12 protein-coding genes are annotated in these 16,462 nt (G+C 47.6%); 10 read left to right on the top strand and 2 right to left on the bottom strand.

All coding sequences use genetic code 11. The annotated features are described in order from the left end of the window. The first annotated feature begins 83 nt into the window (after positions 1–83). The 3 genes from L0B52_RS03645 to lpdA all read left to right on the top strand — a co-directional run bounded on the left by L0B52_RS03645 (position 84) and on the right by lpdA (position 5,700). Positions 84–2,918, top strand: coding sequence for a 2-oxoglutarate dehydrogenase E1 component (locus tag L0B52_RS03645; RefSeq protein ID WP_235065186.1), 2,835 nt, complete (start codon positions 84–86; stop codon positions 2,916–2,918). Between the two features lie 20 nt (positions 2,919–2,938). Beyond that, positions 2,939–4,120 carry a dihydrolipoyllysine-residue succinyltransferase gene (sucB, locus tag L0B52_RS03640; protein ID WP_235065185.1) on the top strand — a complete coding sequence of 394 codons (1,182 nt, stop codon included), beginning with the start codon at positions 2,939–2,941 and terminating at the stop codon, positions 4,118–4,120. A 140-nt stretch (positions 4,121–4,260) separates the two neighbouring features. Then, on the top strand, positions 4,261–5,700 hold the full coding sequence (gene lpdA, locus L0B52_RS03635) for a dihydrolipoyl dehydrogenase (protein WP_235065184.1): 1,440 nt from the start codon (positions 4,261–4,263) through the stop codon (positions 5,698–5,700). A gap of 73 nt (positions 5,701–5,773) precedes the next feature. Here lpdA and L0B52_RS03630 read toward each other — a convergent pair whose 3' ends face one another. After that, complete coding sequence (locus L0B52_RS03630) at positions 5,774–6,247, bottom strand: Lrp/AsnC family transcriptional regulator (RefSeq protein WP_235065183.1); 474 nt, start codon at positions 6,245–6,247, stop codon at positions 5,774–5,776. A gap of 115 nt (positions 6,248–6,362) precedes the next feature. Between L0B52_RS03630 and leuA the strand changes: the two genes are divergently transcribed. The 3 genes from leuA (at position 6,363) to putP (ending at position 10,033) form a co-directional block, all read left to right on the top strand. Beyond that, positions 6,363–8,030: a 2-isopropylmalate synthase gene (gene leuA, locus L0B52_RS03625; RefSeq protein ID WP_235065182.1), complete on the top strand. Its 1,668-nt coding sequence runs from the start codon at positions 6,363–6,365 to the stop codon at positions 8,028–8,030. A gap of 117 nt (positions 8,031–8,147) precedes the next feature. Continuing rightward, positions 8,148–8,537 carry an ectoine synthase gene (locus tag L0B52_RS03620; protein ID WP_235065181.1) on the top strand — a complete coding sequence of 130 codons (390 nt, stop codon included), beginning with the start codon at positions 8,148–8,150 and terminating at the stop codon, positions 8,535–8,537. 20 nt (positions 8,538–8,557) lie between these two features. Then, positions 8,558–10,033 (top strand): sodium/proline symporter PutP, encoded by a 1,476-nt coding sequence (putP, locus tag L0B52_RS03615; protein ID WP_235065180.1) that lies wholly within the window; start codon positions 8,558–8,560, stop codon positions 10,031–10,033. 61 nt (positions 10,034–10,094) lie between these two features. Here the strand turns inward: putP and gluQRS are convergent, their stop codons facing one another. Then, a complete protein-coding gene (gene gluQRS / locus L0B52_RS03610; RefSeq protein WP_235065179.1) occupies positions 10,095–10,967 on the bottom strand; it encodes a tRNA glutamyl-Q(34) synthetase GluQRS in 873 nt (290 codons plus the stop codon). A gap of 118 nt (positions 10,968–11,085) precedes the next feature. Between gluQRS and L0B52_RS03605 the strand changes: the two genes are divergently transcribed. From L0B52_RS03605 to L0B52_RS03590, 4 genes are all read left to right on the top strand, one after another. Next, complete coding sequence (locus L0B52_RS03605) at positions 11,086–12,048, top strand: TAXI family TRAP transporter solute-binding subunit (RefSeq protein WP_235065178.1); 963 nt, start codon at positions 11,086–11,088, stop codon at positions 12,046–12,048. A 107-nt stretch (positions 12,049–12,155) separates the two neighbouring features. Next, positions 12,156–14,813, top strand: a complete 2,658-nt coding sequence (locus L0B52_RS03600; protein WP_235065177.1) for a TRAP transporter permease — start codon at positions 12,156–12,158, stop codon at positions 14,811–14,813. 126 nt (positions 14,814–14,939) lie between these two features. Further along, the gene (locus tag L0B52_RS03595) at positions 14,940–15,356 is read left to right on the top strand and encodes a universal stress protein (RefSeq protein WP_235065176.1); all 417 of its coding nucleotides are present in this window, start codon (positions 14,940–14,942) and stop codon (positions 15,354–15,356) included. Positions 15,357–15,438: 82 nt separating this feature from the next. Further along, positions 15,439–16,395, top strand: a complete 957-nt coding sequence (locus tag L0B52_RS03590; RefSeq protein ID WP_235065175.1) for a peptidoglycan-binding protein — start codon at positions 15,439–15,441, stop codon at positions 16,393–16,395. Positions 16,396–16,462 lie beyond the last annotated feature (67 nt).

The following is a 16,462-nucleotide window of genomic DNA, read 5'->3' as shown; positions in this document are numbered from 1 at the left end:
TCTCCTGCGCACGCGTATCATAGCGCACAAATTAACGGCACGCTTGTCGCGCCACCTTATTATTAAATGGCTCGGAAACTACTATGTCTGAACGGTATCAATCACAAATCGCCAGCTCAGGATTATACGGCGGAAATGCGGAATATATTGAGGTGCTCTATGAGCAATATCTTGATGATCCGCAAAGTGTTAACGAACAGTGGCAAAACTATTTTGCTGAATTAAAGCAAGACAGCGATGAGAAGTCGCGTCTGGATGTGCAGGAACGCTTTGAAGTGCTCGGGCAGATGCCACCAATGGCTTCAGGGGGTGGCGGTGATGTTAATAAGCAAATTGGGGTGCGTAAGCTGATCCATGCTTATCGTCTGCGCGCCTTCCATAAGGCCAATACGGATCCGATTAACTTGCGTCCTAAACACATCGTGGAAGAATGCGACTTAGCGTATAACAATCTCGGTAAGGACGACCTTGAAACGATTTTTGATGTCGATGGCGCGTTTAATCAGAGCGAAATGAAGCTCAAAGATCTGGTTGCAAACCTCGAGAATACTTACGCAAACCATCTAGGCGTTGAATTAGCGCATGTATGGGAAGTGGCTGAGCGTCGTTGGTTCTTTAAGCATTTTGAAGACAGCGCCGGCGATTATGGCTTTAGTGATGAAGACAAAAAGATTTTCTTAACCCGCTTGGTTGCTGCTGATGGGATGGAAAAATACCTGCATAAGCGCTACGTGGGCCAAAAACGCTTCTCGCTTGAAGGCGGTGATGCGTTAATTCCGCTTACCCAGATGCTTATCGATCATTTAGGCGTCAATGAAGTGGAAGAAATCGGGATCGCTATGGCGCACCGTGGTCGCTTGAATATGTTGATTAACGTGTTCGGTAAGAACCCACAAATGCTCTTTGACGAGTTCGACGGCAAAATGCAGCCAGCGGCGAATCGTAGTGGTGACGTTAAATACCATATGGGCTTTTCTTCACGCATCGATATCGATGGTCATAAAGTCGATTTGTCGATGGCGTACAACCCGTCGCATTTGGAATTTGTTAACGCGGTACAAATGGGCTCAACCCGTGCGCGCCTTGAGCGTCGCCGCCAAGCAATACCGGGCGACGATGGGGTGATCTTGGATATCGCCAATAAAGCGGTGCCTATTTTGATCCACGGTGACGCAGCGCTTGCTGGTCAGGGGATCAACCAGGAAGCGCTTCAGTTGTCGCAGTTGCGCGGTTATCAAACCGGTGGTTCGATTCATATCGCGGTCAACAACCAGATTGGTTTTACCACCTCAAATCTGCAGGATTCGCGCTCATCGATGTATTGCACCGATATCGCTAAATCGATTCAAGCGCCAGTGCTGCATGTTAATGGTGATGATCCTGAAGCGGTGGCATTCGCGGGTCGTTTGGCTGCTGATTATTTGCTCGAATTCCAAAAAGATATCTTTATTGATTTGGTGTGTTATCGCCGTTTGGGTCATAACGAAGCGGATGAACCTTCAGCAACTCAGCCTATGATGTACCGCAAAATTCGTCAGCATCCGGTACCTGCCGAAGTGTATGCGAAAAAATTGCTCAACGAAGGGGTCATTGAAGAAAATACCCTTGCTGACCTGCAAGAACAATACAAAGAGCGTTTGGAACAGGGCGAGCGCGTTGCACCGGCTAAAGAGATTGATAGCTCGGTACATGATGGGCTTTACCACGAATGGATGGCGATGCGTGATCAAGACTGGGATAAGCCGGTTGATACCACCTATCCCGTGGAAAAAATCCAGGCGCTAGGCGAGAAAATTTTCGCGATTCCAGATAATTTTAATGTGCATACGATTGTTAAACGCTTGCTAACAACCCGACAAAAAATGGTCGCTGGTGAGCAAGAGTTTGATTGGGGGACCGCGGAGAATTTAGCCTACGCCACCTTGCTCGATCAAGATTACCAAGTGCGCGTTTCAGGTGAAGATTGTGGTCGTGGGACGTTCTCGCACCGTCATGCTGTGCTGCATGATCAAGAGACCGGCGAGAGTTATTTACCCTTAGCGTATATCAAAGAAGGCCAACCGTCGATTCGTGTGATTGATTCACTGCTCTCCGAAGCGGGCGTATTAGGGTTTGAATATGGCTATGCCACCGCTGAGCCAAAAGGTTTGGTGATTTGGGAAGCCCAATTTGGTGATTTCGCCAACGGTGCACAAGTCATTATCGACCAGTTTATCGCTTCTGGCGAAACCAAATGGGGACGCTATTGTGGCTTGGTGATGCTCTTACCGCATGGCTATGAAGGCCAAGGCCCAGAGCACTCATCAGCGCGCTTAGAGCGTTATCTGCAGCTGTGTGCGAAAGACAATATGCAAGTGTGTGTCCCTTCAACCCCAGCCCAGGTTTATCATATGTTGCGTCGCCAAGTGTTGCGTACCTTCCGTAAGCCGCTGATTGTGATGTCGCCAAAATCGTTGCTGCGTCATAAGCTGGCGGTGAGTACCATGCAAGATCTTGCCGAAGGTCAGTTCCATGAAGTGATTGACGAAATTGATGATCTCGCGAAAGACAAGGTCAAGCGTGTGGTGCTGTGTTCGGGTAAGGTTTATTACGACTTATTGCAAAAGCGTCGTGATGAAAACATCGATGATATTGCTCTAATTCGCGTTGAACAGCTCTACCCATTCCCAGGTAAAGCGCTTAGCGCCTTATTTGCAACCTATAAGAACGCTCAAGACTTTGTTTGGGCGCAGGAAGAACCGCGCAATCAAGGGGCTTGGCTGCAAATTAGCGAATCGCTTAACGACGCGCTGCCTGAAGGTAAGCAAGCGTATTATATTGGCCGTGAAGAATCGGCATCCACCGCCGCCGGCTACGCGAAAGTACACGCTGCCGAGCAAGCTGCGCTGGTTGAACAAGCATTGAATATTGCTCAGTAATTTATAGATAGAGGTATCCCATGAGTACAGAAGTAAAAGTTCCAGAATTACCCGAATCGGTCGCTGATGCGACGTTGGTTAACTGGCACAAACAAGTTGGCGATTTTGTTGAAGAAGGTGAAAACTTAGTTGATCTGGAGACTGATAAAGTCGTGCTGGAAATGCCAGCCCCTGTTGCTGGCGTGTTAAAAGAAATCACTGAAGAAGACGGCGCGACTGTCACCAGCGGTGATGTGGTGGCGATGATCGAAGCAGGTGAGAAACCAGCGGGTGATGAAAGCGCTAGTGAGAAAGCAGCTGATTCATCAGAAAGCGCTGCCAAAGCACAAGATGCGCAAAAAACAGCGTCTAAAAAACCAGCTGATGTGGATAAAAATGCCAGCCCGGCAGCACGTAAAATGGGCGCCGAAAATAATGTAGATACCAAAGATGTTTCTGGTTCAGGACGTGGTGGTCGTGTGACTAAAGGCGATATGAAGCAGCATCTCTCTGGTGGCGGTGTACGTCATGAAGAGCGTGTGCCGATGACGCGGATGCGTAAGCGTATCGCTGAGCGTTTGATGGATGCCCAACAAAGCACCGCGATGTTGACGACGTTTAACGAAGTCAATATGAAGCCAATTATGGATTTGCGTAAGAAGTACCAAGACCAGTTTGTGAAGAAAAATGACATCAAGCTTGGCTTTATGTCGTTCTTTGTTAAAGCAGCAGTCGATGCACTTAAGCAGTTCCCAGCAGTTAATGCTTCGATTGATGGTGACGATATTATCTATCATAACTACTGCGATATCGGGATTGCGGTATCTGGCCCACGTGGCTTGGTTGTGCCGATTCTGCGCAACAGCGAATTGCTCGGGTTTGCTGATATTGAGTTGGGCATTAAAGAATTTGCTGAGAAAACCAAGAGTGGCAAACTCAGTTTAGAAGAAATGACCGGCGGTACGTTCTCGATCACCAACGGCGGTACGTTTGGCTCGATGCTCTCTACACCAATTCTTAACCCACCACAGAGTGCGATTTTAGGGATGCACAACATCGTAGAACGCGCTGTGGTTGAAAATGGCGAGATTGTGATCCGTCCGATGATGTATTTGGCGCTTTCTTACGATCACCGGATTATCGATGGTCGTGAAGCGGTGAGCTTCTTAGTCGCGATTAAAAACGCGCTCGAAGATCCTGCACGCATGCTGCTTAATATTTAAGGTCGTTTAAGGAAGGGTGTTGTGAAACATCCTTCCGTTGCTCCGATAATAGGCACGCTGCGTTGTGCCTGTCTTTTGAACTATATCGAATATATCGGGGCGGCAAAGCCCCGCTTACTTTCTAAATTCGAGGAATATTTATGAGTCAACAATATGATGTAATCGTCGTCGGCGGTGGTCCTGGCGGCTATGTGGCGGCTATTCGCGCCGCTCAACTGGGTTTTAAAACCGCTTGTGTGGAAATGTGGCAAGACGATGCGGGCAAAGACCGCTTGGGCGGCACGTGCTTGAACGTTGGCTGTATCCCATCAAAAGCGCTTTTAGAGTCTAGTGAACTGTTCCATAAAAGCCAACACGAACTCGCCACCCACGGGATTAGCGCAGAGAACGTATCGATTGATATCGCAAAAATGATTTCACGCAAAAACGAAATTGTTGATCAGTTAACTGGCGGTATCGCACAGCTTTTCCAGGCCAACGGTATCGAGTGGATTAAAGGTCGTGGTCGTTACCTGGGCGATAAAGTGGTCGAAGTGACCGCGCACGATGACAAAGTGAGTGAATATAAAGCCACTAAAGGTGTGATCCTCGCTTTTGGTTCACTGCCGATTGATATTCCAGTGGCAAAAATGGACGGTGAGCATATTGTCAGCTCAACCGGTGCACTCGATTTTGCTGAAGTACCTAAGCGTTTAGGTGTGATTGGTGCTGGCGTGATCGGCTTGGAAATGGGTAGTGTGTGGCAAGCGGTGGGTTCGGAAGTGACCGTGCTTGAAGCAATGCCGGATTTCCTGCCTTTTGCTGATAAGCAATTGGCGAAAGAAGCGCAACGTACCTTCAAAAAACAAGGCCTGGACATCAAGCTTGGCGCGAAAGTGACTAACGCTGAAGTCAAAGATGGCGAAGTGGTTGTCAGCTATGAAGACAAAAATGGCGAGCAAAGCGCACACTTTGATAAGTTGTTGGTTGCGGTTGGCCGTAAGCCGAATACCCAGGACGTGCTTGGTGAGAACACTAAAGTGGTGATTGGCGATCGTGGCTTTATTGAAGTCGATGAGCATTGCCAAACCGCGGAACAAGGCGTTTTTGCGATCGGTGATTGTGTTCGTGGACCAATGCTTGCCCATAAAGCCAGCGAAGAAGGCGTGATGGCGGCGGAAATCCTGGCTGGACAAGCTGGACACGTGCGCTATGACGTCATTCCTTCGGTGATCTACACCCATCCGGAAATGGCATGGGTTGGTCAGAGCGAAGAACAGCTTAAAGAAGCTAGCGTTGATTATGTGAAAGGTGATTTTCCATTCGCCGCTAATGGACGCGCGAAGGCGATGAATGCCGCAGGAGGGTTTGTGAAAATCCTTGCTGATGCTGAAAGTGACGAGATCTTAGGCGCGCATATTATCGGCCCTAATGCCTCAGAGATGATTCATGAGCTGATTGTCGCGATGGAGTTTTATGCGGCCAGTGAAGATGTGGCGCGTATTATTCATGCCCATCCAACGCTGTCAGAATCGATTCATGAAGCAGCGCTTGCCATCAGTGGCGGAGCGATTCATAAAGTGAATCCGAAGAAAAAATAATCAGCGCAGCTGATAGATAACAATGGCACGAAAGACAGAGCGCTTTCGTGCCATTTTTTTGATCATATACAGGTTAGGGTTGTGGGCTACGGTTAAAAACTGAGCGCAGTTCAAAACTTGAGTGTACGTTATGTACCCCGGGCAGGCGATTGAGCTTGCCGAGTAAAAACGCTTCATAAGAAGCCATATCTTTTACCACTACATGTAATAAAAAATCCTCGACCCGTCCGGTGACAATGCTCATGCTGATCACTTCGGGAAAATCCTTAACCGCTGCCTCAAAATGCTCAAAGCGCTCAGGCGTGTGCGCATCCATGGTGACTGCGATAAAAATGCTCAAATGATAACCCAGTGCTTCTGGGTCGAGTTCTGCACGATAACCTTGAATGATGCCTAAGTTTTCTAAACGCTTAACCCGTCGCGCACAGGGCGTTGGTGATAGGTTAACCGCCTCGGCAAGCGCGAGGTTATTGATACGTCCATCATGGGCGAGGATGCGCAATATATGACGGTCGGTGTTATCGAGTTGTTGGTGATTTTCACTCATATTTTACCTTAAATCGGGGTTTATCACTTTATAAAACCCATTTATACAGGAAATTTAGTGAGAATGTCGGTTTTTCTTGGTTTATAATGTGATCATTGATTTTAGGAGAAGCATCATGTCGCAGTTTACTCATAATAAATATCCTACCTTTGCCTTTGCTCCCGAGTTACCTAATCGGCAGTGGCCAAATCGAGTGATGAGTAAAGCGCCGGTTTGGGCAAGTGTCGATCTGCGTGATGGGAATCAGGCGTTGATTGATCCGATGACGATTAAGCAGAAATTACGCTTTTTTGAGTTGTTGGTCGATTGTGGGTTTAAGGAAATTGAAATCGGTTTTCCTTCCGCCTCACAGATTGAATTCGACTTCACCCGCCTGCTCATCGAAGAAGGCCATATTCCTGATGATGTAACGATCCAAGTTCTGGTACAAGCGCGTGAACATTTAATCGAACGTACTTTTGAAGCGCTTAAAGGTGTGCGGCGCGCGATTGTGCATGTTTATAACTCGACGTCTAAGGTACAGCGCGAGAAGGTGTTTGCTAAATCGCAAGAAGAAATCACTGAGATCGCGATTAATGGCGCGCAGATGGTTAAAGACCATGCGGCTAAGCATCCTGATAGTGAATGGGTGTTCCAATATTCGCCGGAGAGTTTCTCGCAAACCGAGCCCGAGTACGCGGTAGCGGTAGTCGATACGGTATGTGAGGTTTGGCGACCACAAGACGGCCAGCAGGTGATTATTAACTTACCAGCTACGGTAGAATCGTCGATGCCGAACATCTTTGCCGATCAAGTAGAGTATTTCTGTACCCATCTAGGCTGTCGTGAGCATGTGGTGGTGAGCGTCCATACCCATAACGATCGTGGTTGCGCAGTGGCGGCTTCTGAGCTGGCAGTGCTCGCTGGTGCTGATCGAGTGGAAGGTACCTTGCTCGGTAATGGTGAGCGCACCGGGAATATGGATATCATGGTGATGGCGATGAACCTCTATAGCACCGGGATTGACCCAGAGTTAGATTTTGCCAAGATGAATGAAATCGTTCATGTGGTGAGTGAGTGCAACAATTTACCGGTGCACCCACGCCATCCGTATATTGGTGAGCTGGTCTTCACCGCCTTTTCCGGCAGCCATCAGGATGCGATTAAGAAATCGCTGGATCGTGGTGAAGCGGTGCAGTGGGAGGTTGCTTATTTGCCGATTGATCCGCTGGATATCGGTCGCAGCTATCAAGACGTGGTGCGGATTAATAGCCAATCCGGTAAAGGCGGGGTGGCGTATATCTTGGCGCGTGATCATGGGCTCAACTTGCCGCGTTGGTTGCAAGTTGATTTCGCGCAAAAAGTGCAAAAAGAATCAGAGCGCACCCAAAAAGAACTGTCTTCACAAGACATTATCGCCTTATTTGAGGCGCAATATTTACCTGATGGCGATCTGCAGTTAGCCGATTACAGTATTCGCCGGCAGGCAAAACAAGACAGTATGAATGCTGTGCTGACTCAAGAAGGGCGACGGATTGAGATTGGCGGTAGTGGCAGTGGGGTGCTGAGCTCGTTTATTGATGGCTTGCAAAAAGAAACTGGGCTGGAGATCAGTGTCACCAACTATGCCGAACACGCGATGACCCAGTCAACCGATTCACAAGCGGTGGCGTATGTGCAGCTGATTATCAATGGTGCTTTGTATACGGGTATTGCTTACAGCTCTGATACAGTGACAGCGATGCTACGCGCAACCTTGGTTGGCGTATCATTAGCGCTTGAAGATCAAGCGAAAGCTGCTTAAGTTTGACTATAAAAAAGCAATCAGAAATGGTTGCTTTTTTATTGCTCATTTCTTACTTAGTTTTCATTCAGGACGAAATTTGTTATGATTAAGGATAGCTTATTTTAAGGAGTACTTATGTTTGTGCGCAGTTTGCGTGAGGTTGAAGAAAGCGATTGTTATGTTGATTGGGGCAATGGCACCAGTCACCGTTTACTGACTGAGCGCGATGGTATGGGTTATACCGTTTGTCATACTGTGGTACACAAAGGGTCTGAATCTTTGTTGGAATATAAGAACCACCTCGAGGCGTGCTATTGCATTGCGGGCAGTGGGGAAGTTGAAGACATGCAAGGCCAGGTCTATCCGATTAAAGTGGGCGATATCTATGTTTTGGATCAGCATGATAAACACTATCTTCGCGCCTCAGTGGATGAAGATATGGTTTTAGTCAGTGTGTTCAATCCGCCGCTCAAAGGCACAGAACGCCACAATTTAAATGATCCTGAGGCCTCTTCGGCTTATTAAGAACGCAAAAGGAAGATAATATGATTATGCAATATTCTGCCTTCGGGCTCTATATGATTGTGATGTTCGCGATCGGGCTTCACTTCTATTTCCGAACGGACAGTATTTCTGATTTCGTTTTAGGTGGGCGTACGCTCGGCCCGATCCCTTCAGCCATTAGTTCGGTCGCTTCCGACTTTAGTGGTTGGTTATTGATGGGGCTGCCTGCTTTTGCGATGACTGGTGGTATGGGCGCATTCTGGATTGCCTTGGGCTTATTGCTCGGGACATTCGCCAACTGGACGTTTGTCGCGCCCAAATTGCGTCAGGAAAGTTTTGATCTTGATGATGCGGTCACCGTACCAACCTTCTTAGAGCGCAAACTCAAAGACCCAACCAACTTTCTACGTGTGGTCTTATCTCTCGCCATTCTATTCTTCTTCGCGTTTTATACCGCGAGTGGTTTTGTTGCTGGCGGTAAGCTCTTTGAAGTACTGTTTGGTTTGGATTATCACATCGCGATCACAGTCGGCGCGCTGGTTGTGCTGAGTTATACCTTCCTGGGTGGTTATTTGGCGGTAAGCTGGACAGACGTGATTCAGGGGATGCTGATGATCGCCGCGTTGATCTTTATTCCGGTCGTCGCTATTCAATTCATGGGCGGCTGGGATGAAACGTTTGCGACCCTAAAAGAACTGAGCCCACATCAACTTGGATTTTTCCACGGGCCGGTTAATAAAGTGGTCGAAGGCAGTTTGAATATCAATGTTGAAACAGCCGGCAAAGCGATTTCTATCCTCACCATCGTCTCGTTGATGGCATGGGGTCTGGGTTATTTCGGTCAGCCACACATCTTGGTGCGTATGATGGGGATTAACTCGGTAACCGAAGTGAAAAAAGCACGCTGGATTGCCACGGGTTGGTCATTCATTGCGATGAGTATGGCGTTACTGGTAGGTTTTATCGGTGTAGTGTATTTCCAAGACCATCAAATTGCCGATGCTGAATATGTCTTTATCTTGATGGTGCAAGGGCTGACTCATCCATTGGTGGGTGGCTTGTTACTCGCAGCGATCATGGCAGCAATCATGTCAACGGCTGATAGTCAGTTACTCGTTGCCAGTTCGGCGCTGACCAGTGACTTGGTTCGTGACAAGATCAGCGAAAAACAATCACTGCAATTAGGCCGTTTAACAGTAGTTGTTGTCGCACTAGCCGCACTATTCCTCGCTTGGGATGAGAACAGCAAAGTACTTGATATCGTATCTTATGCATGGGCTGGCCTGGGTTCATCGATTGGTGCGGTCATGCTCGTGTCACTCACTTGGCCAAAAGCGACCTATCAAGGCGGCATCGCCGGGGTGTTGGTTGGTGCGTTTGTCACCGTTGGTTGGAACTACTTAAGCGGTGGCTGGATGAATATGTTCGATCTTTACGAACTGCTTCCAGCGTTTGTCTTGGCAGCTCTTGCGGTATTCGTCGTCAGCTCAATGACACAACCTAAAGAGGTCGCGTAAGCTGCGCTAACTTCAACGAGACACTCTGAAATTAAACGGGGTGTCGCTTAAGAAGATCGGGTCAGATGGTTCTGGCCCGATTTTTTATCTCTATTAACCACCAATCAGTGGCGGCCGACAATAAGTCTTTAGCGCTATCGTGATGATTCACTCGATAACCCAAGAATGCTAACGCTTCACGCAGGGCTGGTAAAGGATCGTTAAGATCAATCGCTTGTGCATGGTTTTGTTTACTTAATTTGCGCTGCGTATGATCGAGCACCAATGGGTGGTGTAAATACTGTGGATGAGGGTAGTTGAGTAGATTTTGCAGGTGATACTGAATCGCGGTTGCTGCGGTAAGGTCTTGGCCACGTACCACATGGGTGATCCCTTGGATTGCATCATCGGCAGTGACTGCTAGCGCATAAGCGATATCGCCATCACGACGTTTCACGATCGGATCGCCAATATGTGCACAATCAAAGAATAATTCGCCTAACCAACGATCGGTAAAGTGAATGGTTTTATTGGGCAAATACAGGCGAATGGCTGCGTCGTTATGCTCGAAATCAACCGTGTTTTTGCGACAAAAACCGGGGTAGATGGGCCCTAAATCACCAGGGCGAGCATGAGGATGCCAATCCTTACGGCTACAAGTACAGGTGTAGAGTTCGTCTTTGAGGGTGTGTAACAGATCGTGATAATGCGCTAAATGCTCACTTTGCACGCGTATTTCCCCATCACAGTTCAAGCCATAAGTGGCTAAGCCCCGTAAGATAGCGTCCTGATATTGCTGTTTTGAGCGACTGCGATCGACATCTTCAATACGCAGTAGCCAAGTGCCATGATGGGCACGTGCGTCTAAATAGCTCGCAACGGCCGCAACTAATGAGCCAAAATGTAGTGGTCCACTGGGCGTTGGCGCAAAACGCCCGACATAAGAAATAGACATTATTGTGTTTGTTGTGTGAATAATACTTGCTTTACGTTAATGAATAATGGTAAAACAAAAGCCGTTGACTGTGAATAGTTCATTGGTCATCGTGAGTAAAGCTTAAAAGGAGAACTTTATGCGTCAATTATTCAAAGCAAGTATGTTAGCTTCAGCTATGGCAGTGAGCTATGGCGCGCTAGCAGAAGGACAGATTGTGACGATCGGTACTGGTGGACAAACTGGTGTGTATTATGTCGTGGGTCAGTCTGTTTGTAAGTTGGTTAACCGCAATACCGCTGAAACGGGCGTCAAATGTAATGCGCCATCAACTGGTGGTTCTGTGGATAACCTGAATGCATTGGCAGCTGGTGAGCGTCAAATGGGTATCGTGCAATCAGACTCACAATACCGCGCCTACAAAGGCGAAGGTGAGTTCGATGGCAAGAAAAACGAGAACCTGCGTTCAATTTTCTCTGTACACCCTGAACCATTCACCGTCGTTGCTCGTACCGATGCTGGGATAAATGATTTTGCTGACCTGAAAGGCAAGCGTGTCAATATCGGTAACCCAGGCTCTGGTACGCGTACTACTATGGAAGTATTGCTTGAAGCTGAAGGTTGGGGCGAAGCCCCATTTGCTGTGGCTTCTGAGTTAAAACCAGCAGAAATGGCATCAGCATTGTGTGATAACAACCTTGATGCGATCTCTTACACCGTTGGTCACCCATCTGGAGCGATTAAAGAAGCGGCTGCTTCTTGTGAATCACACTTAGTGAATGTGACCGGTGAAGCGGTAGACAAATTGGTTGATGAGAACTCCTATTTTGCTAAAGTCACCATCCCTGGTGGGATGTACGATGGTACACCAGATGACACCGAAACCTTTGGTGTGTATGCGACCTTAGTCACCTCTAGCGATGTTGATGAAGATACGGTCTATGAAATCACCAAGACTGTCTTTGACAACTTCGATCGCTTCAAGAGCTTACACCCAGCATTTGAGAATCTGAAGCAAGAAGACATGATCACTAATGCCTTGACTGCCCCATTACACGCGGGTGCAGAGCGTTATTATCGCGAACAAGGTTGGATCGAATAAACATCTGCTGACACCAGTAGTCGGGGCTTTGCGCCTCGGCTGCTTACGCAAGGGCTTTTTGCACGAGCCTTTGCGCAAGCAGCACAACAATTTACCTGGGAGCAAAGATGGCAGAACAACAATCTACAAATGCATCAGCAATCGATCTGGAGGATATGGTTGCTTCTAGCGATACTGGCGGACGTGCACCTTCAGGTATTACGAAACAAATCATCGTTTGGACAGCGATTATTTGGTCTTTATTCCAAATTTATTATGCCTCGCCACTGCCTTTTGCGTTTCAAGGTTGGCTGAATGATCTTGGCTTGAAGCAGCTGAATGTGGTGGTTGATGATACGCGTGCGCGCTCGATTCATTTAGCCTTTGCGCTATTTTTGGCGTTTTTATCCTATCCAGCGCGTAAGAACTCACCGAAGCATCATGTTCCTGTACAGGATTGGATTTTTGGCGTTGTTGGTGCTTTTTTAGCCTCTTATTACCTGTTTTTCTACGATGGGATTGTTCAGCGTGTGGGTGCGCCGAATATGCAAGACATTATCGTTGGCTGTATGGGTATTTTATTGTTGCTCGAAGCGACCCGACGCAGCTTAGGTCTGCCCTTGGTGATTATTGCCTCGGTCTTTTTAATTTATAACTATGTCGGGCAGTTTTTCCCCATTTCGTGGATGGTCTCACACCGTAGTGGTTCACTCAACCAAATCATCAACCAGCAATGGATCACCACCGAAGGGGTCTTTGGGGTTGCCTTAGGGGTCTCGACGAAGTACGTGTTCTTGTTTGTATTATTTGGTGCCTTGCTCGATAAAGCTGGCGCGGGTAATTATTTTATCAAAACAGCGTTCGCCTATTTAGGGCATTTCCGTGGTGGTCCCGCTAAAGCAGCGGTGGTCGCTTCTGGTTTGACCGGGCTTATTTCGGGTTCATCGATTGCTAACGTGGTGACAACTGGTACTTTCACCATCCCGATGATGAAACGGGTGGGCTTTAGTTCTGAAAAAGCCGGGGCTGTGGAAGTCGCTTCATCAGTAAACGGGCAAATTATGCCGCCGGTTATGGGTGCTGCAGCGTTCTTGATGATCGAATACGTGTCTATGCCGTATAACCAGCTAATTACCCATGCCTTTTTGCCAGCGGTGATTTCATATATCGCACTGGTGTACATCGTGCACTTAGAGGCGTGTAAACAGAATTTAGATGGGCTACCACGCACTGATCCAGCGAATCCTATTTTAATTTCGCTGCTGCGTGCGCTTGGCACATTTATCGCCATTTGCTTGATTTATTTTGCGGTGAAATATGGCCTTGGGTGGATCAAAACTGCCGCGCCTAACCAGGCCTTTTTAATTGTTTGTGGTTTTTTGGCTGTCGTGTATTTAGCGCTCATTTGGCGCGTGGCGCAATTCCCAGATTTGCAAATGGACGATCCTAACGAGGCGATCGTTAAGTTGCCTTCAGTGAAACCAACAGTTAACGCTGGGCTGCATTTCTTATTGCCAGTGGTTGTGCTGATTTGGTGTTTGATGGTGGAGCGATTCTCGCCAGGGCTGTCAGCCTTCTGGGGTACGATGGCGCTGATCTTTATCCAGCTGACACAACGTTTGTTGCTCAGTTTCTTCCGCGGTGCGGGCGAATACGTAAGTAACTTTAAGTTGGGTTTGTGCGATCTTAAGCAAGGCCTGGAGATGGGTGCGCGTAATATGATCGGGATCGGCATTGCAACCGCAACAGCCGGGATCATCGTAGGGGTGGTCGCGCTCACCGGTTTTGGTGTGCAATTATCGAACATCATCGAAACCATTTCTGGCGGCAACTTGTTGATCATGCTGGCGATGGTAGCCGTATTCAGTTTGATTTTGGGTATGGGGCTGCCAACGACAGCGAACTATATTGTTGTGTCGTCGCTGATGGCTGTGGTGATTGTTGAAGTTGGCCGACAAAATGGTTTGGTTGTCCCACTGATTGCGGTGCATTTGTTTGTGTTCTACTTCGGAATTATGGCGGATGTGACACCTCCAGTTGGGCTGGCTTCGTTTGCTGCTGCTGCAGTGTCGGGTGGTGACCCGATAAAAACCGGTTTGGTTGCGTTCTTTTACAGCTTGCGTACTGCGCTATTACCATTCCTGTTTATTTTTAACACCGATTTACTATTGCTTGGGGTGGATTTCTTCCACGGACTGCTCATATTTGTGGTGTCGACAATCGCGATGCTCGCCTTTACCGCGGCAACGATGGGCTGGTATTTTGCGAAGAATAAAATCTGGGAAACGGCGCTGTTATTGTTGGCAACCTTTGTGTTGTTCCGTCCGGGCTTCTTTATGGATTATGTTTCACCGAGCACACAAGAAGTCTCTCCGCCTCGGTTGGTTGAAGAGCTTGCAAAAGCGCCAGTGGGAGATGATTTGATGCTGCATGTGAAAGGGATTAATGCCTACGGTAAGAAAATCACCTTCTACGCCAAGCTGGATGTGCCCGAAGGCGCAACGGGTAAAGAGCGGTTAGAAAAACTCGGTTTTGTGTTGTCACAAGATCCGCAGCGTATTGAATTTGATGGTGATACGTATAACAATACACTGCTTATCGATAATGTGATTTTTGATTCGCCAGCAGCTGATGTTGGGCTTGAATGGGATCAGAATCTACTTGGTGCTACGTTGCCTGTTAAAGGGAACTTGGCAAAAGAATGGATGTATATTCCGGGCATCTTGCTTCTGATGGCTTTGGCGTGGTTGCAGAAAGGGCGCCTGCGTCGTCAGGAAAAGGTGTGAGTGAGTAAAAGCTGTGCGTAGCATGCTTTGTTATTCCGCTTCGGTGAGTTGTTGAGACTCCCTTCGTTGGAACGCCATGTTTGCCACTTAACAGTATCGAATACTCGTTAATACGAAGGAGAAAAAATGTTTGCAAAAATTATGGTCGCGATCGATCTTAATCATGAAGAACAGGCGGTGCGGATTATTAATCACGCCTTGGCTGTAGGTAATAATGATACGGTTTATCAATTGGTTCATGTGATTCCGCCGTTAGGCGCTGGGTTTGTCTCTTCTTTCTTGCCGAAAGACTACGACACCCAGCTGATCAAAAAAGGTCAGGAGGAGTTGCACGCCTTTAGCAAAAAGCATTTTCCACAAGGTGTGAAAGTGCAGCATATGGTGGCGCACGGCAGCATCTATGAAGAAATCAACCGCTTAGCCACTGAGCAAGGCAGTGAATTGGTGATCTTAAGCGCATCAAAACCAGGCGCTAAAGGCTTAGGCCCTAATGCGGCACGAGTCTCACGCTACAGCGATAAATCTGTGATGGTTATTCGCTAAAGACTTTGTGCGCCGTGCTTTTTTACGGTAAAGTACACAGTTAGTTTTATTTGTCATTCTGTTGTATCTGGAGAAATCATACATGATGAAACGTAGTTCCTTGGCGGTTGTCATTGCCGCTTCATTAACAGGGTTGGTTCAAGCACAAGAAGCTAGCGGAACAGCGAGCGTTGGTACCTCTCTGACTGTGCCTCAAGCAAAAGCGGGCGAATGTCAGGCGTTGATTATTGTTCCGGCTAAATTTGAGCCCAAAGTGGAACAAGTCATAGTGAAAGAAGCCTCAGAGACCATCGAAATTGTGCCAGCAGAATACGAATGGGTCGAAAAAGAAGTGATGGTTAAGCCAGCGGGTGAGCGTTTAGAAATCATCCCTGCGACGTATAAAACGGTTGAAGAAGAAATCGAAGTTGAGCCAAAAACGGTAGAAAAAGAAGTGATTGAGCCACAGTTTGCGGAAATCAACGAAGAAATTGTGTCTAAGCCTGCGTATATGTCGGCGTTTTCTGAAGGGTCTAATAGAGAATTTGCTTCGGTGAGTGAGGTTATGCGTTTGGCCGAAGTCCCACAGGCAAACACTACAATCACTAAGAAAGTGGTTCAAGAAGCGGTACAAGTTAAAGAAACCCCGGTTGAAAGCCAGTTTGTGACGATTGAAACACAAGTTATCGACCAGCCAGCGGAAGTTAAAAAAGTTCCGTTCGAAGCAGAATACGAAACAGTACGTGTGAAGCAGTTGGTTAAAGAGGCGGAAGAAGTGCGCCGTGAAATCCCTGCAGAATACGCGGAAGTGACGGTATACGATAAAATCGCTGACGCGCAAATGCGTTGGGAAAGCGTTTTGTGTGAGAATTCGGTTAACCAGTCAACCATTGAAGAAGTGCAAAAAGCGCTCAATGAAGCAGGTTATAACGCTGGTGGGATCGACGGCGCGTTAGGGCCATCAACCACACGTGCTTTAGAGCAATATCAGCGTGATAATGGTCTAGGCGTTGGCGGCGTTACCATGGAAACATTGGAAGCTTTAGGCATTAGCCAATAATAAGATCTTCCAAATGTGTTTAAAGGGAAGGTCTGGCCTTCCCTTTTTTAATGCGCACAAGTTTTTA

Source organism: Suttonella sp. R2A3, from assembly GCF_021513215.1.
Classification (GTDB): Bacteria; Pseudomonadota; Gammaproteobacteria; order Cardiobacteriales; family Cardiobacteriaceae; genus JAHUUI01.
Note: the sequence above shows the minus strand (reverse complement) of the source record. Positions and strands in the feature narration are given on the sequence as shown.